The following is a 23,789-nucleotide window of genomic DNA, read 5'->3' as shown; positions in this document are numbered from 1 at the left end:
TCCGTCAATCCTCACCGTCTCACACTCCGTAGGAGCCATGCCCCGCGACAACATCGACTGGACCCCCTCGCCCGGCACCTCGACCGACGAACCCCGGCAGGTGCGCCGCATCCTCACCCTCTTCAAGCCCTATCGAGCCAGGCTCGCGGTCGTCGGCCTGCTGGTCGCCGCCTCGTCCCTGGTCGCCGTGGCCACCCCGTTCCTGCTGAAGGAGACGCTGGACGTCGCCATCCCCGAGGGGCGCACCGGCCTGCTGAGCCTCCTCGCCCTCGGCATGATCCTCAGCGCCGTCCTCGGCGGCGTCTTCGGCGTCCTGCAGACCCTGATCTCCACCACGGTCGGTCAGCGCGTCATGCACGATCTGCGCACGGCCGTCTACGACCGTCTGCAGCGCATGTCCCTCGCCTTCTTCACGCGCACGCGTACCGGCGAGGTGCAGTCCCGCATCGCCAACGACATCGGCGGCATGCAGGCCACCGTCACCTCCACCGCCACCTCCCTGGTCTCCAACTTCACCAGCGTGGTCGCCACGATCATCGCGATGGTCGCCCTCGACTGGCGGCTGACGGTCGTCTCCCTGCTCCTGCTGCCGGTCTTCGTGTGGATCAGCCGCCGTGTCGGCAACGAGCGCAAGAAGATCACCACCCAGCGTCAGAAGCAGATGGCGGCGATGGCCGCCACGGTCACCGAGTCGCTGTCGGTCAGCGGCATCCTGCTCGGCCGCACCATGGGCCGCTCCGACTCTCTCACCCGGGCCTTCTCGGAGGAGTCCGAACAGCTGGTCGACCTCGAGGTGAGATCGAACATGGCCGGCCGCTGGCGCATGGCCGTGATCGGGATCGTCATGTCCGCGATGCCGGCCTTCATCTACTGGACCGCAGGCGTGACCCTCCAGCTCGGCGGCCCCGATGTCTCCCTCGGCACGATCGTCGCGTTCGTCTCGCTCCAGCAGGGTCTGTTCCGCCCCGCCGTCAGTCTGCTGTCGACCGGGGTGCAGATCCAGACGTCGCTCGCGCTCTTCCAGCGCATCTTCGAGTATCTCGACCTCCCCATCGACATCACCGAGCGCGAGAACCCGGTCCACCTCGACCAGATCAAGGGCGAGATCCGCTTCGAGGACGTCGACTTCCGGTACGAGGACAAGGGCGGGCCCGTTCTCGACGGCATCGACGTCACCGTCCCCGCCGGCGGCAGTCTCGCCGTGGTCGGCCCGACCGGCGCGGGCAAGTCCACGCTGGGCTATCTGGTGCCGCGTCTGTACGACGTGACGGGCGGTCGGGTCACCCTCGACGGCGTCGACGTCCGCGATCTCGACTTCGACACCCTCGCCCGCGGGATCGGCGTCGTCTCGCAGGAGACGTATCTCTTCCATGCCACGGTCGCCGACAACCTGCGCTTCGCCAAGCCGGACGCCACCGACGAGGAGCTGTACACGGCCGCGCGAGCCGCGCAGATCCACGACCACATCGCCGCCCTGCCCGACGGCTACGACACGGTCGTCGGCGAGCGCGGGCACCGCTTCTCGGGCGGTGAGAAGCAGCGGCTGGCCATCGCCCGCACCATCCTGCGCGACCCGCCGGTGCTGATCCTCGACGAGGCGACCAGCGCCCTGGACACCCGTACGGAACGGGCGGTCCAGGAGGCCATCGACGCGCTCTCGGCCAACCGCACCACGCTCACCATCGCCCACCGCCTGTCCACCATTCGGGGTGCCGACCAGATCCTGGTGCTCGACTCGGGTCAAGTGGCCGAACGGGGCACGCACGAGGAGCTGTTGGAGCGGGACGGGCGGTATACGGCCCTGGTGCGACGAGACGCCCGCCTGGAGCCGACAAGATGAAAGTATGGCAAGTTATGCCGGGTTTGTGACGGTATGAGGGTTACCGTGCCCGCATGCAGATGAACACTCCGCCACGGAGCACGAGGAGCACGATTCGACTGACGCGCCGGGGCCGTCTCGTCCTCATCGCGACCGGAGCCGTCGTGGCCGGCACCGCCGTGGCGGTGCCGCTGCTGAGCCTGGAGAGCCCGAAGAAGGAGCAGGCGAAGCCGACGTCCCTGGTCATCCCGGAGGGCTGGAGGGCGAGCCAGATCTACGCGGCTGTCGACAAGGCGCTCGCCCTGCCGCCCGGCACGACGCTCAACGCGTTGCCGACGGCCGGTCTGAAGCTGCCGAACGACGCCGACGGCAACCCGGAGGGCTATCTCTTCCCGGCGACGTACCCGCTGGAGAAGGCGACCCCGCGCACGCTGCTGTCGTACATGGTCGACACGGCGAACAAGAAGTTCAACAAGGCGCCGGTCGCGGCGGGCGCCCAGCGCAACGCGATGAACGTCTATCAGGCGGTCACCATCGCCAGCCTCGTCCAGGCCGAGGCGGCCACCAAGGCGGACATGGGCAAGGTGGCCAGGGTGGTGTTCAACCGCCTGGAGCGCGGGATGCCGTTGCAGATGGACTCCACCATCAACTACGCGCTGAACCGTTCCACGCTGAACACGACGGAGAGCGACACCCGTATCGAGAGCCCCTACAACACCTACCAGCGCATGGGCCTGCCGCCGACGCCGATCGACAACCCCGGCGAGGAGGCGATGCGCGCCGCCATCAGCCCCACCCCGGGCGACTGGCTGTACTTCGTCACGGTCAGGCCGGGCGACACGCGCTTCACGGCGAGCTACGCGGAGCACCGGCGCAACGTCGCCGAGTTCGACCGGAACCAGAAGGCGGCCTCCGAGAGCCCGAGCAGCTCGGCGGGCACGAAGGGCGACAAGAGCACGTCGGCGGCGGCCGGCTGACCCGTCGGATGCGTCAGGCGACGGCGACGGGTTCCTCCGCGAGCAGCCGCCTGATGTCCCGTACGGCCGCGCGTCCGGCCCGGTTGGCGCCGATGGTGCTGGCCGACGGCCCGTAGCCGACGAGGTGGACGCGGGGATCGGCGACCGCACGCGTGCCCTCCACCCGGATCCCGCCGCCCGGCTCACGCAGCCGCAGCGGCGCGAGATGGTCGATGGCGGCCCGGAAGCCGGTCGCCCACAGGATGACGTCGGCGGCGACCCGCCGCCCGTCGTTCCACTCCACGCCGTCCTCGGTGATCCGGTCGAACATGGGCAGCCGGTCCAGCACCCCGTCGGCCAGCCCCTGCCGGATCGCGTCGTTGAGCGGCAGCCCCGTCACGGACACGACGCTCTTGGGCGGCAGCCCCTGCCGCACCCGCTCCTCCACGAGGGCGACCGCCGCCCGGCCCACCGCCTCGTCGAAGGGCCCCTCGCGGAAGACGGGAGGCCGTCGCGTCACCCAGGTGGTGTCGGCCGCGTACGGCGCGATCTCCAGCAGATGCTGGGTGCCGGACGCCCCACCGCCCACCACGAGCACCCGCAGCCCGGCGAACGCCTCGGGACCGGGGTACTGCGCGGTGTGCAGCTGCCGCCCGCGGAAGGTCTCCTGGCCGGGATAGCGCGGCCAGAACGGCCGGTCCCAGGTGCCGGTGGCGTTGATCAGGGCCCGCGTGGACCACGTTCCGTCGGAGGTCTCGACGAGCAGCCGTCCACCGACGCCCTCCCGGACGGCCGTCACCTCGACCGGCCGCCGCACCCGCAGGTCGAAGGCGCGTTCGTAGGCGTCGAAGTACTCGGCGATGACCTCGGACGACGGCCGTTCGGGATCCGCGCCCGTCAGCTCCATGCCGGGCAGCGCGTGCATCCCGTGCACCTTGCCGTACGTCAGTGAGGGCCACCGGAACTGCCAGGCGCCCCCCGGAGCGGGGGCGTGGTCGAGCACCACGAAGTCGCGCTCCGGCTCGAAACCGGTGCGGCGCAGGTGATAGGCGGCGGCCAGACCCGCCTGACCGGCGCCTATGACGACCACCTCGACCTCACGCACGTTGTTCACGCCTCTACCAACGGAACGGTGGGCGTGGATCTTCCCGCGTCGCCTGTGACTACGAGGACACGCGCGCGGGAGTGGTGGAGGGCGGCAGATCGCCGTTGTAGCGCGGGTCCACGAAGGCCGCGAAGTCCACCTTGCGCGGGATGAGCTTCAGCTCGGTGAACGTGTCGGCGATCCGCTGCTCGGAGGCGATCAGCGGCTTGTCGATCGCGACCGGGATCCGGGTGGAGTTCGTCCGCTCGACCGAGGCCAGCGCCACCTCGTACGGCAGCCCGGTCTCCTTCGCCCACACCTCGGCCCACTCCTCCTGGTGGTCGTACACCCAGGCCGTCGCGCGCCGCAGCCGCTCCAGGTAGTCCTCGATGGCGGCGGCCTTCTTCGTGTCCTCGAGCGCGGCCGGCGCGGCCACCTGGAAGGTGAGGCCGTTGGTGACACCGTCGCCGGTGGTCAGCACCCGCCCCTGCTTCGCCTGCAGCACCTGCGAGGTGTACGGGTCCCACACCGCCCACGCGTCGACCTTGCCGGAGGTGAACGCGGCGAGCGCGTCGGCCGGCTGGAGGTACTTGACCTTCACGTCGCTCAAGGTCAGTCCGGCCGCCTTGAGCGAGGCCACCAGCTGATAGTGCGCGGAGGAACCCTGCGCGACGGCGACGGACCTGCCCTTGAGCTGCTCGGGCTTCGTCAGCTCGGAATCGTCGGGTACGAGGACGGCGTCGCCCTTGGACGTGCCGTGGAAGGCGGACACCACCGTGATTTTCGAGTCGGAGCCGGCAGCGAAGACAGGCGGGGTGTTGCCGACGCCGCCGATGTCGACCGCCTTGGCGTTGACCGCCTCCAAGAGCGGTGGTCCGGAGGTGAACGTGGACCACTTGATCTTGTAGTCGAGGTTCTTCAGCTCACCCGCGGCTCGCAGCACGGCCTCGGAACCGCCCTTCTGGTCTCCGACGTTGAGAGTGAGAGAGCCCTTGCCGTCGGTGTCGCCGCCCGCGCCCGTGCCGGCGGAGGCGTTCCCGCCGCAGGCGGTGAGCAGCAGGGCGAGAGGAAGGAGCAGGGCCGCGGGGAGGAGGAGGCGTCGTCGCATGGGGGTCCGTCCAGAGATGGGGGAGTACCGGTGGGAGGGGGCGGAACGGGGCGGGGCGGGTTGAGCGGCCGAGGCGTTGGCGGTCGGCGGAGGTGGGGGAGGTGGTGGAGGTGACGGCGGCCGGCGGCCGGCGGTCGGGGGTCGGGGGTCGGCGGAGGTGGCGACAGCCGGCCGTCAGGCGGCTTCGGTGGCGGCCGGGTCCACGCCGAGGCGGCGCAGCAGTCCGGCGCGCAGTTCCGCGAAGCGGGGGTCGGCGATGTCGCGCGGGCGATCGAGGTCGATCTCCTGCTCGTGCGCGATGACACCGTCGTCCATCACCAGCACCCGGTCGGCGAGCAGCACGGCCTCCTCCACGTCGTGCGTGACGAGGAGCACGGCGCAGCCGCGGCGCTGCCACAACTCCCCGACCAGACGCTGCGCGTTGATACGGGTGAGTGCGTCGAGCGCACCGAACGGCTCGTCGAGCAGCAGCAGATCGGGTTCCCGCACCAGAGCCCTGGCCAGGGAGGCGCGCTGTGCCTCGCCGCCGGAGAGGGTCTTCGGCCAGGCGTCGGCGCGATGCCCGAGCCCCACTTCCGCCAGGGCCTGGTCGGCGACAGGGCGTTCGGGCCGGCCCGGCAGCCCGAGGAGCACATTGCGCCACACCTTCTTCCACGGCATCAGCCGCGGCGCCTGGAACGCGACGGCCTTGCGGCGCGGCACCAGCACGGTGCCCTCGATGTCACGGTCGAGCCCGGCGAGGATGCGCAGCAGCGTCGACTTGCCGCAGCCACTGCGGCCCAGCAGGGCCACGAACTCGCCCGGCCGGATGTCGAGCCGGAGGTCGTCGATGACGGCACGCCCGTCGAAGGAGCGGGTCAACCCCGCCACGCGGACGGCCTGCGGCGTCTGGGCCGGCTGCGGCGGCTGCGCCGCCCGGGGGCTCAACGGCCGGTGAACGTCGGTCGCCATTGCAGCAGCAGCCTTTCGAGAGAACGGACGATGAAGTCGGCGAGCAGACCGAGGAAGGCGTAGACGATGAGGCAGACCACGATCACGTCGGTGCGCAGGAAGTCCCGCGCCTGCACCATCAGGAAGCCGATGCCGGAGTCGGCGTTGATCTGCTCGGCGAAGACCAGCGCGAGCCAGGCGATACCGAGCGAGTAGCGCAGGCCCGTCATCGCGCCGGGCAGCGCACCCGGCAGGACCACATGCCGCACGAGCCCCCGGCGCGACAGCCCGAGCGACTCCCCGGCCTCGATCAACTGCGCGTCCACGCCCCGGATCCCGGCGTAGACGTTGAGGTAGAGCGGGAAGGTCACCCCGAGCGTGATGATGGCGATCTTCGGGGTCTCGCCGATGCCGAACCAGATGATGAACAGCGGGATGAGTCCGACGAACGGCACGGTCCGCAACATCTGCACCGGGGCGTCAACCAGATCCTCCCCGATCCGGAACAGCCCCGACACCAGGGCGAGTCCGGTGCCGATGAGGGTGCCCAGGAGCAGCCCGGCGGCCACGCGCTGCAGCGAGGTGCCCATGGCCGAGGGCAGCGAGCCGTCGGAGACGAGATCACCGGCGACCTGGGCGATCCGGCCCGGCGAGGCGAGGACGTCGGAGGCCAACACGCCTGTGGCGCTGAGGAGTTGCCACAGCAGAAGGAGCAGGACCGGTCCGGTGGTACGGCGCAGCCAGCGGGGGACGCGGGCGCGGCGGGAGGATCGGGGGACGATGGGGGTGAGTGCGAGAGGACTCTCAGGTGCGGATGCGGCGGACATAGGGGAAATGTCAGCCCCGGAGGACTCGGGCGGGGCGTGGCTGATGGTCATGGGGGGCTCCACGGAACGGAACAGATGAGGACCGGCGACCGGCGACCGGTGGCGGTGGGTGGGGGGAGCGGAGGGGCGCGCGGGGTGCGCCTCAGCGCCGCCACGTCACGATCGGCTCAATCGGATCGATCGACTCGATCGGCGATGGTGAAGTGAGGCGAAGCGGGGTGAGGGAAGTGAGGTGGTGCGGAGCGAAAGGTGCAGCCAGGGGCTGGAAGACGTCAGCGGCCGCGACGACACGCGGCGGAGGCCACCCGCAGCAGGTCGATGTGACCGCGCGTGGTGAGCAGGGCTGAACGCAACATGCGGCTGAACGTAGTCAGCCTGCATGCCCACGGTCAACGGGCGTCTCGCAGATCGGACTCCGGAAGGTCAGGATGGGGGCATGCCAGCTGCGTTCACCACCCGAGTTCTGCACATCGCCTCCGGTTCCCGGGAGAGGGTCGTCGACATCACCGGCGACTGTGAGGCGTTCCTGCGTGAAGAGGCCGCCGGCCGCAACGGCCTCCTGAACGTCTTCGTCCCGCACGCCACGGCCGGCATCGCGGTCATCGAGACCGGCGCCGGCAGCGACGACGACCTTCTCGCCGCCCTGCACACGCTCCTGCCCGCCGACGACCGCTGGCAGCACCGCCACGGCAGCCCCGGCCACGGCCGTGACCACGTCCTCCCGGCCTTCGTGCCGCCCCACGCGACCCTGCCGGTCCTGAACGGAAGGCTGGAACTGGGCACCTGGCAGTCGGTGTGCCTGGTGGACACCAACAAGGACAACCCCGACCGCCAGGTGCGGGTGAGTTTCCTGGGCTGACCCTGCGCCGCGCGCATATCGGCCTGCGCACGCACGCTCATATCAGCCTGCGCACGCACGCTGTGGAAGGGCGACGCGGGCCGGGCCGGCGAGGGGCGCTTCGTCAGACCTCATGCGGAGCGAAGAGCTCCAGGTGGCCGCAGGCGCGGCAGCGGTGGGCGTCTATCTGGAAGCGTGGCCGGCCGAAGCGCTTGGCGTTGCCCAGGAGCCCTCGTTGCAGCGGCCCGGGGATCCACCGCGCATACCCCCGCGCATGTTCGCCGGTCTCCTCGACGAACCCCGGCTCCAGGTCGTAGCCCTGGCATTGAGAGCACCTGATCTCCATGGCCGCACTGTAGACAGTGGACCGCGGCCCCGGATACGGCTCGTCGACGGCGGCCGGAGATCGCCCCGAGCCGTGCCCCCGTAGTTCACCCCGGGCGGGGCCTGGGATAAGGTCCCCCCGGTTCCGGTCACCGAATGGGGAGGTGCCGGTACGGGGAGTGTCTGAGGGGCGGGCAGATTGATGGAATCCCAGGTGGGCGACGGCGGATCCGTGGACCTCGAGGGAGCGACGTTAGAGTCGTTGTCCCCCGAACCGCTGCTGACCAGGGACTACGAGACCCGCCCCTCGCTCGTCTACGAGAGCCTGCGCCAGCGGTACGGCCCGGTCGCGCCGGTCGATCTGCTCGGGGTGCCCGCCTGGCTGGTCCTCGGCTACCGCGAGGCGCTCGAAGTCCTTCAGGACGACGCCGGGTGGCCGAAGGGGCTGGAGAACTGGCGGGCCCGCTCGGAGGGCCGGGTGCCCGCGGACTGGCCGCTCGGACCGTCCCTGGAGGTCAACCATGTGCTGATCCAGGGCGGCCCCGGTTACCGGCCGCTGAGGACGGCCTGGGACGCGGCTCTCAAACCGTTCCAGGACCCGCGTCACCCCCAGGCGAAGCGGCTGAAGACGGCGGTCACCGTCTACGCCGACGAACTCATCAGCCTGGTGGGGCAGGCGGGCGGCACGGGCCTGGCGGATCTGTCCGCCCAGTTCTCCCGTCCCCTGCCCCTGATGGTGGCCAGCCATCTGCTCGGCTTCCCCGGTTCACAGGGCGACGACGCGCTGATGGACATGTGGCGGGTACTGGACGCGGGCCCGGACGCGGAGCCGGCGCTGGAGAGGCTGCTGGGGGCCCTGGCGGAACTCGCGGCGGTGAAGCTGAAGACGCCGGGGGAGGACTTCCCCTCGTATCTGCTGGCGGCCCACCCCGAACTCTCCCTAGACGAACTGGCCCGTGAGCTGTTCATGCTGCTGGGCATGACCTCCGATCACGTCGGGATCCTCATCTCCAACACGGTGGTCGAGGTCATCTCGGGTGAGGGCGGCGTGCGCGCCAGCCTGTCCGCGGGGATGGTCAGGGAGAGCATGAACCGGGTGGTGATGCGCAAGCCGCCGCTGGTGAACTTCGTTCCGCGGTTCGCGGCCAAGGACACCAAGCTCGGGAACTACGTCATCCGCGCGGGCGACCCGGTGTGGGTCTCCTCCGCGGCGGCCCACGCGGACCCGCTCTTCGCCGGCAACGTGTGTCCGAGCACCACGGTCAGTACCCGGGCACACCTGTCATGGGGGGCGGGCCAGCGCCAGTGCCCGGCGCGCGAGCTCGCCTCGACGGTCGCGGCGGTCGGCGTGGGCCGGCTGTTCGAGCGGTTCACCCACCTGGACCTGGCGCTCCCCGTCGACCAACTGCCGTGGCGTTCCTCGCCGTTCATGCGGGGGCTGCGCTCGTTGCCCGTACGGTACGAACTCGCCGCGATGCCGCAGCCGCCGTCGGCGCGCGCCTCGACAGCGGGATCGGCATCGTCGGCGTCGGAGTCGACATCGGATGCGGATCCGGAATCGGCCGAGACGGCGTTGCCGGACCCGGCCGTCCGGCAGCGCTCGTCGCTGTGGCGGTATCTGACGGGCCTGATCGGCGTCGGCCGCTGATCGGCCGCTGATCGGCCGTTGATCGGTCGCTGACGGGCCGTCCGCCACAAGCGCAGCCCGGCTCTCGGAGGAGCCGGGCTACGACTGGCGGACGACCCGGCCCAGTTCGATGCGGTCGATGTTCGGGGCCCAGGCGCCCGCGTTCCCGAAGGTCACTCTGTTGGCGCCCTTCTCCAGGTCGACGGGGACGCCCAGCGTCCAGTAGTCGTCCGAGCTCCAGGTGTTCTTGAAGGTGACCCTGCGCGGCGCTCCGGCGCCGACCGTGATGTCTGCGGTACGGGACACGATGTCCGTGTTGTAGGCGTGGCCGTTGTCGCGGCGGTCGTTGTGCGCGTAGTGGACGACCAGCAGGTGACGGCCGGCGGTCGGCGCGTGCACGGTGAACTCGGCTGTGCTGGAAGGGCTGTTGCCGAGCTCGCCGATGCAGGAGCCCCCGAAGGCGTGGACGGAGTCGACGAGCCTCGCTCCTCCCGCCAGGACGGCGGAGGCGGCCGCGTAGGAGAGGACGCCGGTGGTCGAGCCTTCGCCCGAGACGTCGAGGGACCGGACCGCCGCGTGCTCGGCGGTCAGCGTGACACGGTTGTTGCCCGCGACCAGGTAGAGCCGCAGCGGCCGGCTCGGCGCCGCTGTGACCTGCTCGCCGTGCACGGTGAGCCGGACCGCCGCCGAGGCCCGCGGCACCACCGTGTAGTAGCCGTCGCGCGGGGCGTACACGTCGAAGACGGCCTTGTCGCCCTTGCGCAGGACGAGGGCGCCCGTGCCCACTCCGGCCGACGAGGAGTAGTCGTACGACGGGTTCCCGTCGATGTCCGCGAGCGTCGCCTCGTACGACGCCGACGGGGCGCCGGTGCGCGCGGTGAGGTCGATGCGGTCGAGGGTGACCTCGGCGTGGCCCTTGGCGAGCGTCAGCACATGGGAGCCGGCGGACAGCTCCACGCCGAGGTCCCTTCTGGCGCGGTAGTGCCGGTTCTGGGTGGAGGGATACGTCACCGTGGCCGGTTCCGCGCCGTCGACCGACAGCAGTTGGGTGGCCGGGCCGCCGGACTGGTTGCCGTACAGGATCGCCAGGTCGTACGTGCCGTCCGCCGGGACGGTCACCGTGAAGTCGACCTTGCTGGAGGCGGTGTCGAGGGGGCCGACGTCCTTCGTGCCGGAGGCCGCGTAGCCGTTGGGGTCGCTCACCGTTCCGTGGGTGTGGATCCGGCCGCCCGTGACGGCCGCGTCCTCGGCCTCGTAGGACGCCGACCAGGGGACGGCGGCGGGGGCCGGGGCGCCCGTGCCGCCCGGGGTGAGGACGAGCCGGTACGCGGACATCCGGCGCAGGCCGTGCAGCGGGACGGTCACCGAGCCGTCGTCCGCCACCTCGAGCTTCGTCCGCATGAGGATGCGCGGAGCGGCGTGCTGTCCCTCGTAGCCGGACCAGGCGGCCTCGGCGACGGTCACGCCGACCGTGCGGCCGAAGACGGACCGCGGGAGGCGGTGCACCACGACGTCCGCGTCGCCGTCCGAGCCGCCGAGCAGCACCTGGGCCTGGCGGCGTGCGGTGTCGAGGGAGGCGAGACCCTGGAGGGTGTCGACGGTGTTCGGCTGCGGCGGGGTGACGCCGACGGTGTCGCCGGTGAGCCCGGCGTACCAACGGAACAGCCACCAGCCGCCGTTGGGGATGTTCGTCCGCACCACATTGCCGTCCAGGTTGCCGGCGGCGTCCCAGTAGGCCTGGTTGGCGTACACCTTGTTGCGCTCGAACATCGAGACCCACTGCACGAGTTGCCCCGGCACGGACAGATCGCGGCGGTTGGCGTACTCGTCGATGCTGATCCTCAGCGGTGGGACGCCCGACTCGCGCTCGATGCGCCGGTAGTCGTCGTGGTGCTCCTGGAAGTCCCGCAGTGAGCCCGAGTCCAACTCGTGCCAGGTCAGCACCTGGGGCAGGACGTTCTCCCGTTTCGCGAAGGCGAGGAAGTCGGTCAACAGGCGGGCGTGGTAGGCGGCTTCGTTGGGGCCCGCGATCCTCGCGGCGGGGTCGACCGCACGGATGCGCTCGTACACTGTCTTCCAGTCCTGAAAGAAGCGGTCGCGGTTGGCCTCGTACTGCCTCTGGTCGGCCACGCCGAGGTCGTACCAGATCTGGTCGGGCTCGTTGAACGGGATGTAGACGAAGCGGTCGCCGTTCGGGTCGGCCGACACCTCCTTGACGATCTTGTCGACCTTGGGGAGGTAGTCGTCGATGCCGAGATCCTCGTACGGCCACCGGGCGTAGACGTCCTGCATCAGCACGTTGATCTCGCCGCCGCCGTTGCGGAAGAACGACCTGGAGACCGAGAGCGCGTCCCCGCCCGGGTGCTGGGCGCCGCCCTCCGGCTTCTGCGAGACGCTGGTGATCTTCAACGGCTCCAGTACGGCGTCGCCGGGCACGCCGTCGTCGCTCAGCCCGTAGAGCGCGCCGTTCGCGCCGAGGAGCACCGGGCCCTCGGAGACGGCGAGGTCCACGGTGAGGCGCCTCGACAGGGCCTCTATGTGACCGGTCACGTTCATGCAGGGATTGTGATCGGTCGTATACGGGCCGTCAAGAGCGCCAAGGATCGCCGGGTCGTGAGACGGCCGAACGTCGAACTCCACGCCCGTCATCCGTTCGGCCCAACTGGAGCCGATGCACCGGCCATGTCATTGCGGGCCGGTGCCGGACGGTCGAGGGTGGACGTACGGCTCCGGGGCGGCGCCGGGCGGTGGCGAGGAGGACGGGCGATGACGGACGGCGACGGCGCGGCGGACGCCGAGCGGCGGCGGCTGGCGGAGGCCGACGGGGGCGTGACGCCCTGGCGGCGCTGGGGACCGTATCTGAGCGAGCGCCAGTGGGGGACGGTCCGCGAGGACTACAGCACCGACGGCGACGCCTGGTCGTACTTCACCCACGACCAGGCCCGCTCGCGCGCCTACCGCTGGGGCGAGGACGGCATCGCCGGCGTCAGCGACGACAAACAGCGGCTCTGCTTCGCCCTGGCCCTGTGGAACGGCCGCGACCCGATCCTCAAGGAGCGGATGTTCGGGCTGACCAACAGCGAGGGCAACCACGGCGAGGACGTCAAGGAGTACTACTTCTACCTCGACAACACGCCCACGCACTCGTACATGAAGTACCTCTACAAGTACCCGCAGGGCGAGTTCCCCTACGCCGACCTCCTCGACGTCAACCGGGCCCGCGGCCGCCACGATGCCGAGTACGAACTCCTCGACACCGGAGTCTTCGACGAGAACCGCTACTTCGACGTGTTCGTCGAGTACGCGAAGGCGGGACCCGAGGATCTGCTGATCGAGATCACGGCGCACAACCGCGGCCCCGACGACGCCGTGCTCCATCTGCTGCCGACCCTGTGGTTCCGGCACACCTGGTCCTGGGCGGGCGGCGAGGCGGTGCCCGGACTGCGTGCGACGGACGGGGGCATCCGCGCCGACCACGAGGAACTCGGCCCGCGCTGGCTCTACCACGACGGCACGGCGGAACTGCTGTTCACCGGCAACGAGACCGACGACGAGCGGATCTTCGGGAGCCCGAACGCCACCCCCTATGTGAAGGACGGCATCGGCCGCTACGTCGTCCACGGCGAGAGCGCCGCCGTCGACCCCGCGCGCACCGGCACCAAGGCGGCCGTCCACCAGGCGCTCACCGTCCCCGGCGGCGGCAGCAGGACCCTCCGACTGCGGCTGACCGACGTCGAACTCGCCGACCCCTGGCGGGAGTTCGACGCGACCGTGGAGCTGCGCCGGAGCGAGGCCGACGCCTTCTACGACGGCATCACCCCGGACGGCATGGCCGAGGGCGAACGACACCTCGTCCGGCAGGCGCTGGCCGGCATGCTGTGGAGCAAGCAGTACTACGGCCTGGACGTCGCGCGCTGGCTCGCCGAACACGGCGTCGACCCGCTCGCCGCCGACCCCCGGATCCGCAACAGCGCCTGGTACCACATGGTCAACGACGAGATCATGTCGATGCCGGACACCTGGGAGTACCCGTGGTTCGCGGCCTGGGACCTCGCCTTCCACACCCTCGCCCTGGCCATGGTCGACATCGGCTTCGCCAAGAGCCAGCTCGACCTGCTGCTGCAGCGGCTCTATCTGCACCCCAACGGCCAGATCCCCGCGTACGAATGGAACTTCGGCGACGTCAACCCGCCTGTGCACGCCTGGGCCACCCTCTTCGTCTACGAACTGGAGAAGCACCGCACCGGACGCGCCGACCGCGCCTTCCTGGAGAACGCCTTCCACAAGCTGATGAAGAACTTCTCCTGGTGGCTCAACCGCAAGGACGTCGACGGCAACAACGTCTTCCAGGGCGGCTTCCTCGGCCTCGACAACATCGGCGTCTTCGACCGCAGCGCCCCACTGCCCACCGGCGGCCATCTCGACCAGGCCGACGGCACCGCCTGGATGGCGCTGTACTGCCAGAACCTCCTGGACATCGCGATCGAACTGGCCGTCGACAACCCGGTGTACGTCGAGCAGGCACAGACCCTGTTCGAGCACTTCGCGTGGATCGCCGTCGCCATGAACCGCGTCGGCAAGGACAACGCCAGCCTCTGGGACGAGGAGGACGGCTTCTTCTACGACGTCCTGCGTCTGCCCGACGGCACCGCGACCCCGCTGAAGGTGCGCTCGCTGGTCGGCTTGATACCACTGGCGGCGACCAGCGTGATCGGCGGCCGGGCGGACCAGCGATTCCCCCAACTCGTGCAGGGTGCAAAGGAGTTCATCAAGCGACACCCGGCCGTCGAGGCCTTCGTCTCCCAGCACGTCACCGCGGAACCGGGCGCCGACGGCCGCTATCTCTTCGCCCTGTTCGGCGAGGACCGGCTGCGCCGCGTGCTGGCCCGCATGCTCGACGAGGACGAGTTCCTCGGCCCGCACGGCATCCGCTCCCTCTCCCGCCACCACGCCGACCACCCGTACACCTTCGAGGTGCACGGACAGACCTACGGCGTCGGCTATCTGCCGGCCGAGTCCGACTCGGGGATGTTCGGCGGCAACTCCAACTGGCGCGGACCCGTGTGGTTCCCGATCAACCTGCTCCTGATCCGAGCGCTGCTGAACCTGCACGGCTACCACGGCCCCGACTTCCGGGTGGAGTGCCCGACCGGCTCCGGACGCCTGCTGAACCTCTACGAGGTCGCCCGCGAGATCTCCGACCGGCTCACCGCCACCTTCCTGCGGGACGCCGACGGCCACCGCCCGGTGCACGGCGCGCAGCCCCAGTTCGCCAAGGACCCGCACTGGAAGGACCTGATCCTGTTCTACGAGTACTTCCACGGCGACAACGGCGCGGGCCTCGGCGCCTCCCACCAGACCGGCTGGACCGGACTGGTGGCCGCCACCACCACGCTGTTCCACACCCTCACCGCCGACGAATGGCAGCGCGGCAGCCGGGAGTCCCTGCGGCCGAAGGGCGAGGGCAGCTCCGACGGCAACCGTGAGGAGCCGCTGTCATGACGGTGCTCTACGAGATCAACACCGTTGTCTGGCTGGGTGAGTTGAGCGTCCGGCACGGTCGCCGCGTCACCCTCGGGGACGTGCCCGGCGAGGACTGGGACGAGATCGCCGTGCCCGGTGTCGACACGGTCTGGCTGATGGGCGTCTGGGAGCGCAGCCCGGCCGGTCTGCGGATCGCACTGCGCGACGAGGGCCTGCTGACCTCGTTCCGCGAGGCCCTGCCCGACCTCACCGACGCGGACATCGTCGGCTCCCCCTACTGCGTACGGGACTACGTCGTCGACGCAGCCCTCGGCGGACCGGACGGACTGGCCGCCGCCCGGGTCCAACTGGCCCTCCGCGGACTGCGGTTGATCCTCGACCACGTCCCCAACCATGTCGCCCCCGACCACCCCTGGCTCACCGCGCACCCCGACCGCCTGATCCAGGGCACCGCGGACGACCTGGCGCGGACGCCGGGCGACTTCGTCGAGGCCGCCGACCGCGTCTACGCCCGCGGCCGCGACCCGTTCTTCCCGCCCTGGCCGGACGTCGTCCAGCTGAACGCCTTCAGCGACGGCCTGCGCGCGGCGACCGTGGACACGCTGGTGGCCATCGGCGACCAGGCGGACGGCGTGCGCTGCGACATGGCGATGCTGCTGATGAACGACGTCTTCGCGAAGACCTGGGGCGACCGGGCGGGACCGGCCCCCGCCGAGGACTTCTGGCCGCACGTCCTCCCGCGGGTCCGTGAGCGCCACCCCGACCTGCTCTTCGTCGCGGAGGCGTACTGGGACCTCGAGTGGTCCCTTCAGCAGCAGGGCTTCGACCACTGCTACGACAAACGGCTCCACGACCGGCTGGTCCACGAGGACGCCGACTCCGTCCGCGCCCATCTCCGGGCCGACCTCGCCCACCAGCGAGGCCTGGTCCGCTTCCTGGAGAACCACGACGAGCCACGGGCCGCCGCCACCCTGCCCGGCGCGCGCGGCCGGGCGGCCGCCGTCACCGTGGCGACCCTGCCCGGCGCGACCCTCTGGCACGAGGGCCAGTTCGAGGGACGCCGGGTACGGCCGCCGGTGTTCCTCGCGCGCAGACCGCGCGAGCCCGTCGACGAGCCGGCGCGCGACTTCCACCGCCGTCTGCTGCCGGCCGCGGCCGCCGTCCGCCGGGGCGAATGGCGACCGCTCGCCCCGACGGGCTGGCCGGACAACGACACCTGCCGCAACCTGCTGGCCTGGACCTGGACCCACCCGGACGCCCGCCATCTGGTCGTCGTCAACCACTCCGACCACCCGGCCCAGGCCCGACTGCCCCTGCCCTGGGACGACCTGCGTGGACGCGAACACCGCCTGACCGACCTGCTCACCTCGCAGTCGTACGACCGCGCCGGCGACGAACTGACCGACCCCGGCCTGTTCGTGGCCCTGGAGGCCTGGCAGGCCCACGTCCTCGAGGTCGGGTGATGCTCAGCCCATGCTCTTCGCGCCGTCCAGGGACTCGCGGATGATGTCGGCGTGACCGGCGTGCTGCGCGGTCTCCGCGACGATGTGCAGCAGGACGCGGCGGGCCGACCACCGCGCGCCCGGCTCGTTCCACGGAGCCGGCGGCAGCGGGTGATCCGCGTCCAGATCGGGCAGGGACACGACCAGTTCGTCGGTACGGCGCGCCACCTCGTCGTACTCCTTCAGCACCCCCGCCAGCGTCTCGCCGGGCAGCATCCGGAACTCGTCGGCTCGCGCGGCGAAGTCCGCCTCGGTCATGCTCGTGAAGTCGGGCATCGCCGACGGGCCCTCCAGGATGAAGGCCACCCAGCCCCGTTCCACCGAGGCGACGTGCTTGACCAGGCCGCCGAGACAGAGTTCGCTCGCGGTGGTCCGCAGACCGACCTGCTCGTCCGTGAGGTCACGGGTGGTGAAGCGCAGGAAGTGCCGCTGCTTGGCGAGCGCCTCCAGCAGATCGGCGCGCTCGCGGCTGACGGCCGGGGCCGCGGCGGTCTCTTCGAGGGGGGTGGGCTGGCTCATGGCTGCCTCCGTGAGTGCTGTTCCGGGATCATCTGTCCCGCGGTCACTTTCTCCCGCGGTCACGAGCACCACGTTAGGACCGATAGAGGTCAGATCCTGACCTAGATGCGCACGCCTTCCGGTGAAGTCGTCACCCCTTGCCCGCTCCCACCCCATGCCGCCGCGCACAGCGCCCGTTCGACCTCGGCGGTGTACACGGCCGAGGCCAGCCAGGCGCGGGCGAAGCGGTCGGCGTCGGCCGGGAGCAGACGGCCGAAGGCATCGCGGGAGCGGTCCGCGGCGGCGGCCTGAAGTTCGTCGAGGAGGTCGGCGGCGGTGGCGAGACCGACCCGACGCAGCCGCCCTCCGTCGCCCGCCCCGTTGCCGGGGAAGGACAGCACCCGGCGGCCCCCCGACACGGTCTGCTGCACTCGACGACCGAGGAGGTGCAGCGGGGCCTCGTCCACGGAGGGAGCGGAGGCGGGCGCGGCCGCCGCCGGGGGCAGGTCCGCGCGTTGCAGACGGTCCAGCCCCAGGTCCACCCGGGCCTCGTCCCCGGCGGGGTGCTCGGCGGCCAGCAGCAGCGCGCGCGGCACCGGACCCGGCGCGAGGCGGGCGACGATCCGCAGCCGCTTGCCCCGGGCCGCGGCCAGCAGCCGGAGGTTGTCGCGGTACGGAAGCGCGGGGTCGTCGTGCGCCATGGCGAGCCGGAGCGCCAGGCCGTCGCAGTCGGCCAGCAGACAGTCGCCCGTCGCCTCACGGACCGCGCCCGCCAGGGTGACGTCGAGGAAGAGCAGGCCGTGGCCCTCACCGGGGCCGCCGCTCAGGGCCCGGGCGACCTGCTGGGCGGCGGGCACCGCCCACAGCCGGTCGAGCGGCGCCTCGTTCCAGGCGGCGCCGGCCGCCCGCACCGCCCGCACCCCCGCCCCCGCGCCGAGCCGACCCGTCGGGGAGACGGTCGCACCGGAGACCGCGAGCCCCGCGCGCGACAGCTCACGGTGGGTCAGGGAGGCGTCGCCGATCCGCACGGCGCGGTCGGCGGCGCCGATCGCCCGGCCCGGGCCGCCCGGGGCCACGTCGGAGACCGTGTACAGGCGGCCCTCGGCGTCGGCGGTCCAGGTGACCGCGCCCGCGTACCCGCTCGCCGTCAGGATCGGCTCGGAGAAGAGCCCGTACAGCCGCAGGGAGCCGTCCGGGGTGTACGGCTGCCGTACGGAGCCGCGCAGTTCGGCCAGGTCCCGCCCGGTCGCGAACGGCAGGCGATGGGCCACGCCGAGGACGCCACGGAGGGCGTCGACGAGATCGGGCAGCCGGTACGCGGGATCGGCGGAGCGCGCCGCGCGTACCCCGGTGACGACGGAGACCGCCGAGGCGGCGGCCCGGGGGAGACCCGCGAGCCGTGCGCTGTGCGCGGCACGCAGCAGCTCCGCCTGGAGCACGGCGCCGGAGCCGTCCGTACCGGCCGCGAGCACGGCGGCCGCCGCCTCGAACACGGCCCGTGCGACGGCGAGTTGGTCGGGAGCGGCGGTCTCGACGGCCGACGGCTGCGCGGCCCCTTCGTCCTCGGCCGGCTCCTCCTGCGAGGCCTCGGGCGACGCGTCGGGGATGTCGTCGGCGACCGGTGCGGCCGAGGCCGCCGCCGCGCGGTGCAGACAGTCGGGCGCGAGCAGACAACCGCAGCGGATCGCATTCGCGTCGGTCACCGTGCCGCCGGGGGCGTGCAGTTCGAGGTCGGTGTCGTCGTCCACGGCGATCCGCACGGTGTCGCCCTCGCGGACCACCGGACGAGCCGCCAGCTTGGCGATGCCCGCGTCCAGCCGCTTGCGCAGCCGGGGCGAGAGCGCCTCGACGAGTTCGGCGGTGACGGCCGGGGCGACCGGCGGCAACAGGTCCGGGCTCATGCGATCTTCTCCCCTACCCAGCGGGCCAGTTCGAGCGGACTGAGAGCGGCGACGGGCATGCCCGCGGCGACGAGCTGACCCGCGACGCCCGTGGAGTAGCGCGGCCGGCCCGTGTCGTCGAGGCTGGCGCAGCCGAGCACATGACAGCCCGCGCCGACCAGCGCTCGCACCTCGGCGAGCAGCCCGCCGAGCGGATAGCCCTCCTCGAAGTCGCTGACGACCACGACAAGGGTCCGCGACGGCACGGTGACGAGCTCGCGCGCATGCCGCAGCCCCGCCGCGATGTGCGTGCCGCCGCCCACGCTGACCTCCAGCAGCAGCGACAGCGGGTCCTCGACATGGCCGGTGAGGTCGATGACCTCCGTGGAGAAGGCCAGGAAGTGCGTGGACAGGGTCGGCACCCCGGCCAGCACCGAGGCGGTCAGCGCGGCCCACACCGTCGACGCCTCCATGGACCCCGACACGTCCGTGACCAGGATCAGCCGCCAGTCGGCCGCCCGCCGCGCCCGGGTACGGAACACCGGGCGCTCGGGGATGACCTGGACCGTGCCGTCCGGCCCGCGCCGTGCCGTCGCCAGGTTGGCGCGCAGCGTGCGGGGCAGATCGAGGCCGCCGCCCGGCCGCCGGCTCGGGCGCGGCAGCGCCGTACCGTGCAGGGCGGGCCGCAGCCGCGTGGCCAGCTGCCGGGTCAACGCCTCGACCAGTCGCCGGACGAGCGGTCGCAGCGCTGCCAGCCGGGCCTCGGGCAGCCCGCCCGCATGCCGCAGGACCGTGCGCAGCAGATCGACCGAGGGGCGCACGCTGTCCGCGTCGAGTTCCGCGAGCACGTCCCGGCGGCCCGACGCGGCCGCCGCCGCCAGCACCTCCTCCCGGATGCCCGGGCCGAACAGCACGGCCAGTTCCTGCGCCCACTCCCGCACCCCGGGGTACGGCGTCTCCCGGCCGCCCCCGGCCCCCGGGCCCGTCAGATCCCCTCTGCTGCCCTCGCCGCGCCCGCTGCCGTACAGCTCGTCCAGAGCCGTGGCCAACGAGCGGGCGGAGGACGGGAGTTGATCGCGACGGCGGCCGAGCACGAGCCGCCAGCGGTCGGCGGGGGCAAGGAGCCGCTCCTCGCCCCCGGGCCCCTCGCTTCCGGACCCCTCGCCCCCAGAGGGTGCGACCTCTGAGGGGAGATCCCGGTCGACGAGGTCTTGGTCGACGAGGTCTCGGTCGACGACGTCCCGGCGGTTGTCGCCCGCTGTCGCCGGCAGCAGTCCGAGCGAGCGCAGCATTGCGCGGGCCGCGAGGTCCGCGCCGGCCCATGCGGCGAGCGCGGCCGGATCCAGGCCGTCGGTGTCGGCCATGCGCCCGGCGCCGAGGCGTTCCTCGACGGACGCCAGGAGACGGTCGCGTGCCGCCGGGCTCAGCGTCTCGAACCCGCCCCGCAGCGCGGGGAGCCGGTCGAGGAACTCCCGGTCGGGGAGCTCCGAGACCCGGCCCAGCAGGGGCTCCAGCGCGGGCGCCGCGGCCTCCAGCAGTGGACCCGCGGCGGTCAGCAGCCCGCTCAGCCGGGCGGTCAGGGCCGACCGCGAGTCGGGATCGACGGCGCCGTCCACCCAGGACGCGACCCGGTCGCCGAAGGCCCGGGCGTCCTCCTGCCCGAGCAGCACCCGGACGGCCCCGGCGGCGCCGCGCATCAGCGGGGAGCCCTCGGCGGCCAGCCGGGCGAGCGCCTCGGTGAGCCGGACACCGCCCAACAGGTCGGCCCGGTGGGCGAGTTCGAGCAGGGCATGGGCGTCGGCCGGATCCTCGGCGCCGGTCAGGCCGTCCACCTGCCGTACCGCGGCCGCGGTGAGCAGCTCGGCGACGGCGGCCGCCCGCGCCGCACGGTCCTCGTCGGAGCCGAGCCCCGGCACATGACCGGCCCGCAGCCGGTCCGACAGGGCCAGGCCGGCGAGGAGTTCGGGCAGCGTGCCGGCCTGGGGCAGTACCTCGGTGACATCGTCGAGCCGCTCCTGTGCGAGCGCGGGCAGCCCGCACTCCGCGGCTTCCGCGAGTCCTTGCAGCACCTGCGCGGCCGTCGAGCCACCCGCCTCCCGCTCCGCGCGCCGCCGCTCCCGCAGCACACCCTCGGCCGCCTGGGCAGCGGTGACCCCGCGGACGCCGGCCGCGGTCAGCATGGCCGCCGTCGCCGGCGTCCAACGCACCTCCCAGCGGGAGGTGAGGGCCTCGGCGCCGCCCGCGCCGACCACCTCCTTGGGCTCCCCGTACGGCACCCCGCACACCGTCAGCCGGCGCAGCAGCAGTTCACGGCGGCGGTCCAGGTCGGAGCGCAGCGGGTCGAGCCGTAGATCCCGGGGCGCGCCCGAGGCGCTCTCCGGACCCGGCAGGCCCAGCGTTCCGACCTCGGCCTCGACCGCCGGGGCGAGACCGCTGCGCGGCGCGTCCGGCGCCGGCCGGCCGGTGCGCGTGCCGACGAGCACCCGCTCCATCGCCCGCGCGACAGCCCGCCCCCGCCCGTACGGCTCACCCTGCGCGAGGACCGTCTGCACCGCCTCGACCAGCTCGCCACGGCCCGCGGCGGGCAGCCCGCGCAGCCGGGCGAGGTCCGAGGCGAGCCGGGTGATCTCGCGTGCGTCGGCGGGCCCGGACGGATGGCCGAGACCCCGCAGCTCCGCGCACACCCGCACGGCGGCCCGCGTCAGCGCCTCCTCCAGCGCCGCCGGATCGCCCGCCGCCCGGAACACCGTGTCCTGCCACTCCGGGTCCCGGATCCCGGCCGGATAACCGGACCGCTCGTCGAGCAGCGCATAGGCATACGGAATCAACGAGGTGACCCACGAAGCCCGTCCAGGAGCAACGGCGGCACCCCGCTCACCGCGCCCCGGCCCACCCGCTTCGCCGGTCCCGTCGACAGCCGCTCCGGCCCCCTCCGCCATAATCGCTGTCGCTGTCGCTGTCGCTGTCGCTGTCGCTGTCGCTGTCGCTGTCGCTGTCGCTCCGGTCAGGGCCGGGGCGTGGAAGGCGCCGACGAGCACGGCGGCGCGTTCGCCGTGGGCCGTGGCCTCGGCGATCCGGCAGCGCATCCACTGCTCGCGCCGCAGGTCCAGCTCGGGCACGCCGTCGGCGGCGACCGCGTCCTCGCGCAGCGCCCACCCCGTCAGCAGGGCCGCCCGGCGCAGCGCCTCGGGCGGGGAGCCCGGGGCGGTGGCCTCCACGAGCCGGTCCCACAGGTCGTCCCCGGGGCGGCCGGTGAGCCGGGCCCGCAGCGCGCCGGTGAGTCCGGGGGACTCGCCCCGCGCCGAGCCGTCGCGTCCCTCGCCCCACGCCCGGTCCGCCAGGGGCAGATCGCAGGCGATCACCGGGACGCCGTGCCGGGCGGCCCAGCGCACGGCGGCCAGCTCGGGGGAGAAGTCGGCGAACGGATAGAACGCCGGCCCGCCGCCGCCCCGGCCGTCGGCGGGCGCCGCCGCGAGGGCGACCGGTGCCCGGGTCTCCTCGTGCCCGAGCCACGGCAGCCACTCCTGCAGCTCGGCCGGCAGCTCCACGAGCAGCACGTCCGGCTTCGCCTCGTCCAACAGCACGGGCACGGCGGCGGCCAGCGAGGGCGCGTGGTGCCGTACGCCGATCAGGTAGGGCGCGGCCGGGCCGGTGAGTGCGGCGAGGGCCTCGTCGAGGGCGTCGACGTGGGACAGGTGGGACACGGCCGTCAGCCCTCCAGCACGGTGCGCAGGTCCCACAGGGTGCGCCAGGTGGCGGAGCCCTGTTCGGCGCGGCGGCGGACGGGGCCGTCCCAGTAGCCGCGCAGCCGGGCCGCGTCGGCGGGGTCGTCCTTGCGGACCACGCCCAGCAGATGGCCCGGGAGCAGCCCCAGCACATCACGGTCGCCGGGGAAGTAGGCCGCCGCGAGCGCCAGCGCGCCCGCGACCGACACCGCCTCCGCGGTGCTCATCACCGTGGACGGCCGCTCCACCTCCCAGCCCTCCGCCGACCGTCCCTCGCGCAGGTCGCGGAAGGCGGTGACCAGCGCCTCCAGCACGGCGTCGTCGACCTGGAAGGGCGCCCCGGCCCGCTCCACGGAGGCCCGGGCCTGGCTGCGCACCAGTGCCGTCTCCGCGTCGAGGTCCGGGATCGGGCCGACGGTCTCGAAGTTGAAGCGGCGCTTGAGGGCCGCGGACATCTCCGAGACGCCCTTGTCCCGCAGGTTGGCCGTGGCGATCAGGTTGAAACCCGGCGCGGCATGGGCCAACGCGTCGTCGCTGCCCGCCAGTTCGGGCACGGCGATGCGCCGCTCGGACAACAGCGAGACCAGGGAGTCCTGCACCTCGGGCAGACAGCGGGTGACCTCCTCGACCCGGGCGATGGCGCCCCGGGACATGGCGGTCAGCACCGGCGAGGGCACCAGCGCCTGCCGGCTCGGCCCCTGCGCCAGCAACAGGGCGTAGTTCCAGCCGTACTTGAGCTGGTCCTCCGTGGTGCCGGCCGTGCCCTGCACGACCAGACCGCTGGTACCGCACACGGCGGTGGACAGCAGCTCGGACAGCATCGACTTGGCGGTGCCGGGCTCGCCGACGAGCAGCAGACCGCGCTCACCCGCGAGCGTGACCACACACCGCTCCACCAGCGCCCGGTCGCCGACGAACTTGCCCTGCACGACCAGCCGGCGCGGCACCCCCTCCGCCGCCTCGGCGCCTTCGGGCAGCTTCAGGGCCCGGCCGTCGCTGCCCATCACGAACGTGACGACGGCACGCGGGGTGAGCCGCCAGGCGGGCGGGCGGGGCCCGTCGTCGTACGCGGCGAGGAAGACCAGCTCGGCGGCGTACAGGTCCTCGGGCGGGACGATCTGCCGGACGGGGGCGGGGGACACGGTGGTGGTCATCGGTGCGCGCTCTTCCAGAGGGGGCGGGACGGT

17 protein-coding genes are annotated in these 23,789 nt (G+C 72.5%); 6 read left to right on the top strand and 11 right to left on the bottom strand.

Translation table 11 applies throughout. The annotated features are described in order from the left end of the window. Positions 1-37: 37 nt before the first annotated feature. Together ACWD4O_RS11535 and mltG are read left to right on the top strand one after the other, a co-directional pair. On the top strand, positions 38-1,840 hold the full coding sequence (locus ACWD4O_RS11535; protein ID WP_451279570.1) for an ABC transporter ATP-binding protein: 1,803 nt from the start codon (positions 38-40) through the stop codon (positions 1,838-1,840). A 53-nt stretch (positions 1,841-1,893) separates the two neighbouring features. After that, positions 1,894-2,796, top strand: a complete 903-nt coding sequence (gene mltG, locus ACWD4O_RS11530) for an endolytic transglycosylase MltG (protein ID WP_451279569.1) — start codon at positions 1,894-1,896, stop codon at positions 2,794-2,796. 13 nt (positions 2,797-2,809) lie between these two features. On the opposite strand, the gene ACWD4O_RS11525 is transcribed toward mltG, so the two are convergent. The 5 genes from ACWD4O_RS11525 to ACWD4O_RS11505 all read right to left on the bottom strand — a co-directional run bounded on the left by ACWD4O_RS11525 (position 2,810) and on the right by ACWD4O_RS11505 (position 7,080). Then, complete coding sequence (locus tag ACWD4O_RS11525) at positions 2,810-3,889, bottom strand: NAD(P)-binding domain-containing protein (protein WP_451279568.1); 1,080 nt, start codon at positions 3,887-3,889, stop codon at positions 2,810-2,812. 49 nt (positions 3,890-3,938) lie between these two features. Then, positions 3,939-4,967: an ABC transporter substrate-binding protein gene (locus ACWD4O_RS11520; protein WP_451279567.1), complete on the bottom strand. Its 1,029-nt coding sequence runs from the start codon at positions 4,965-4,967 to the stop codon at positions 3,939-3,941. 174 nt (positions 4,968-5,141) lie between these two features. Beyond that, positions 5,142-5,918, bottom strand: a complete 777-nt coding sequence (locus ACWD4O_RS11515; protein WP_451279566.1) for an ABC transporter ATP-binding protein — start codon at positions 5,916-5,918, stop codon at positions 5,142-5,144. Further along, entirely contained in the window at positions 5,891-6,775 is an 885-nt protein-coding gene (locus tag ACWD4O_RS11510) for an ABC transporter permease (RefSeq protein ID WP_451279565.1), read from the bottom strand. Before ACWD4O_RS11510 ends, ACWD4O_RS11515 begins: the two co-directional genes overlap by 28 nt. Before the next feature lie 221 nt (positions 6,776-6,996). Then, positions 6,997-7,080: a putative leader peptide gene (locus tag ACWD4O_RS11505; protein WP_313884353.1), complete on the bottom strand. Its 84-nt coding sequence runs from the start codon at positions 7,078-7,080 to the stop codon at positions 6,997-6,999. Between the two features lie 80 nt (positions 7,081-7,160). Between ACWD4O_RS11505 and ACWD4O_RS11500 the strand changes: the two genes are divergently transcribed. Then, positions 7,161-7,583 carry a secondary thiamine-phosphate synthase enzyme YjbQ gene (locus ACWD4O_RS11500; RefSeq protein ID WP_451279564.1) on the top strand — a complete coding sequence of 141 codons (423 nt, stop codon included), beginning with the start codon at positions 7,161-7,163 and terminating at the stop codon, positions 7,581-7,583. 103 nt (positions 7,584-7,686) lie between these two features. Here ACWD4O_RS11500 and ACWD4O_RS11495 read toward each other — a convergent pair whose 3' ends face one another. Beyond that, positions 7,687-7,908: a hypothetical protein gene (locus ACWD4O_RS11495; RefSeq protein WP_450947482.1), complete on the bottom strand. Its 222-nt coding sequence runs from the start codon at positions 7,906-7,908 to the stop codon at positions 7,687-7,689. Between the two features lie 180 nt (positions 7,909-8,088). On the opposite strand from ACWD4O_RS11495, the gene ACWD4O_RS11490 reads away from it, so the two are divergent. Next, on the top strand, positions 8,089-9,534 hold the full coding sequence (locus ACWD4O_RS11490; protein ID WP_451279563.1) for a cytochrome: 1,446 nt from the start codon (positions 8,089-8,091) through the stop codon (positions 9,532-9,534). A gap of 78 nt (positions 9,535-9,612) precedes the next feature. Here the strand turns inward: ACWD4O_RS11490 and ACWD4O_RS11485 are convergent, their stop codons facing one another. Continuing rightward, the gene (locus tag ACWD4O_RS11485; RefSeq protein ID WP_451279562.1) at positions 9,613-12,069 is read right to left on the bottom strand and encodes a CBM35 domain-containing protein; all 2,457 of its coding nucleotides are present in this window, start codon (positions 12,067-12,069) and stop codon (positions 9,613-9,615) included. Positions 12,070-12,279: 210 nt separating this feature from the next. Here ACWD4O_RS11485 and ACWD4O_RS11480 point away from each other — a divergent pair, with 210 nt between their 5' ends. Both ACWD4O_RS11480 and ACWD4O_RS11475 read left to right on the top strand, forming a co-directional pair. Further along, the gene (locus ACWD4O_RS11480; RefSeq protein WP_451279561.1) at positions 12,280-15,015 is read left to right on the top strand and encodes an MGH1-like glycoside hydrolase domain-containing protein; all 2,736 of its coding nucleotides are present in this window, start codon (positions 12,280-12,282) and stop codon (positions 15,013-15,015) included. Continuing rightward, complete coding sequence (locus ACWD4O_RS11475; protein WP_451279560.1) at positions 15,012-16,460, top strand: alpha-amylase; 1,449 nt, start codon at positions 15,012-15,014, stop codon at positions 16,458-16,460. The genes ACWD4O_RS11480 and ACWD4O_RS11475 overlap by 4 nt, the downstream gene beginning before the upstream one ends. A 3-nt stretch (positions 16,461-16,463) precedes the next feature. Here ACWD4O_RS11475 and ACWD4O_RS11470 read toward each other — a convergent pair whose 3' ends face one another. The 4 genes from ACWD4O_RS11470 to ACWD4O_RS11455 form a co-directional block, all read right to left on the bottom strand. Continuing rightward, positions 16,464-17,018: a DinB family protein gene (locus ACWD4O_RS11470; protein ID WP_451279559.1), complete on the bottom strand. Its 555-nt coding sequence runs from the start codon at positions 17,016-17,018 to the stop codon at positions 16,464-16,466. A 101-nt stretch (positions 17,019-17,119) separates the two neighbouring features. Further along, positions 17,120-18,898 (bottom strand): hypothetical protein, encoded by a 1,779-nt coding sequence (locus ACWD4O_RS11465; protein ID WP_451279558.1) that lies wholly within the window; start codon positions 18,896-18,898, stop codon positions 17,120-17,122. Next, positions 18,895-22,581, bottom strand: coding sequence for a DUF5682 family protein (locus ACWD4O_RS11460; RefSeq protein WP_451279557.1), 3,687 nt, complete (start codon positions 22,579-22,581; stop codon positions 18,895-18,897). The genes ACWD4O_RS11465 and ACWD4O_RS11460 overlap by 4 nt, the downstream gene beginning before the upstream one ends. Before the next feature lie 5 nt (positions 22,582-22,586). Continuing rightward, the gene (locus ACWD4O_RS11455) at positions 22,587-23,756 is read right to left on the bottom strand and encodes an ATP-binding protein (RefSeq protein ID WP_451279556.1); all 1,170 of its coding nucleotides are present in this window, start codon (positions 23,754-23,756) and stop codon (positions 22,587-22,589) included. Positions 23,757-23,789: the final 33 nt, after the last annotated feature.

This window comes from Streptomyces sp. NPDC002623 (assembly GCF_053592635.1).
The sequence above is the reverse complement of the archived record's forward strand: the minus strand, read 5'-3'. Positions and strand labels throughout refer to the sequence as shown.

Coding starts and splice junctions, on each gene's coding strand:
- ACWD4O_RS11505 (WP_313884353.1), bottom strand. CDS start 7,080: ATGTTGCGTTCAGCCCTGCTCACCACGCGCGGTCACATCGACCTGCTG.
- ACWD4O_RS11510 (WP_451279565.1), bottom strand. CDS start 6,775: ATGACCATCAGCCACGCCCCGCCCGAGTCCTCCGGGGCTGACATTTCC.
- ACWD4O_RS11470 (WP_451279559.1), bottom strand. CDS start 17,018: ATGAGCCAGCCCACCCCCCTCGAAGAGACCGCCGCGGCCCCGGCCGTC.
- ACWD4O_RS11475 (WP_451279560.1), top strand. CDS start 15,012: ATGACGGTGCTCTACGAGATCAACACCGTTGTCTGGCTGGGTGAGTTG.
- ACWD4O_RS11495 (WP_450947482.1), bottom strand. CDS start 7,908: ATGGAGATCAGGTGCTCTCAATGCCAGGGCTACGACCTGGAGCCGGGG.
- ACWD4O_RS11500 (WP_451279564.1), top strand. CDS start 7,161: ATGCCAGCTGCGTTCACCACCCGAGTTCTGCACATCGCCTCCGGTTCC.
- ACWD4O_RS11515 (WP_451279566.1), bottom strand. CDS start 5,918: ATGGCGACCGACGTTCACCGGCCGTTGAGCCCCCGGGCGGCGCAGCCG.
- ACWD4O_RS11520 (WP_451279567.1), bottom strand. CDS start 4,967: ATGCGACGACGCCTCCTCCTCCCCGCGGCCCTGCTCCTTCCTCTCGCC.
- mltG (WP_451279569.1), top strand. CDS start 1,894: ATGCAGATGAACACTCCGCCACGGAGCACGAGGAGCACGATTCGACTG.
- ACWD4O_RS11455 (WP_451279556.1), bottom strand. CDS start 23,756: ATGACCACCACCGTGTCCCCCGCCCCCGTCCGGCAGATCGTCCCGCCC.
- ACWD4O_RS11535 (WP_451279570.1), top strand. CDS start 38: ATGCCCCGCGACAACATCGACTGGACCCCCTCGCCCGGCACCTCGACC.
- ACWD4O_RS11490 (WP_451279563.1), top strand. CDS start 8,089: ATGGAATCCCAGGTGGGCGACGGCGGATCCGTGGACCTCGAGGGAGCG.
- ACWD4O_RS11480 (WP_451279561.1), top strand. CDS start 12,280: ATGACGGACGGCGACGGCGCGGCGGACGCCGAGCGGCGGCGGCTGGCG.
- ACWD4O_RS11465 (WP_451279558.1), bottom strand. CDS start 18,898: ATGAGCCCGGACCTGTTGCCGCCGGTCGCCCCGGCCGTCACCGCCGAA.
- ACWD4O_RS11485 (WP_451279562.1), bottom strand. CDS start 12,069: ATGAACGTGACCGGTCACATAGAGGCCCTGTCGAGGCGCCTCACCGTG.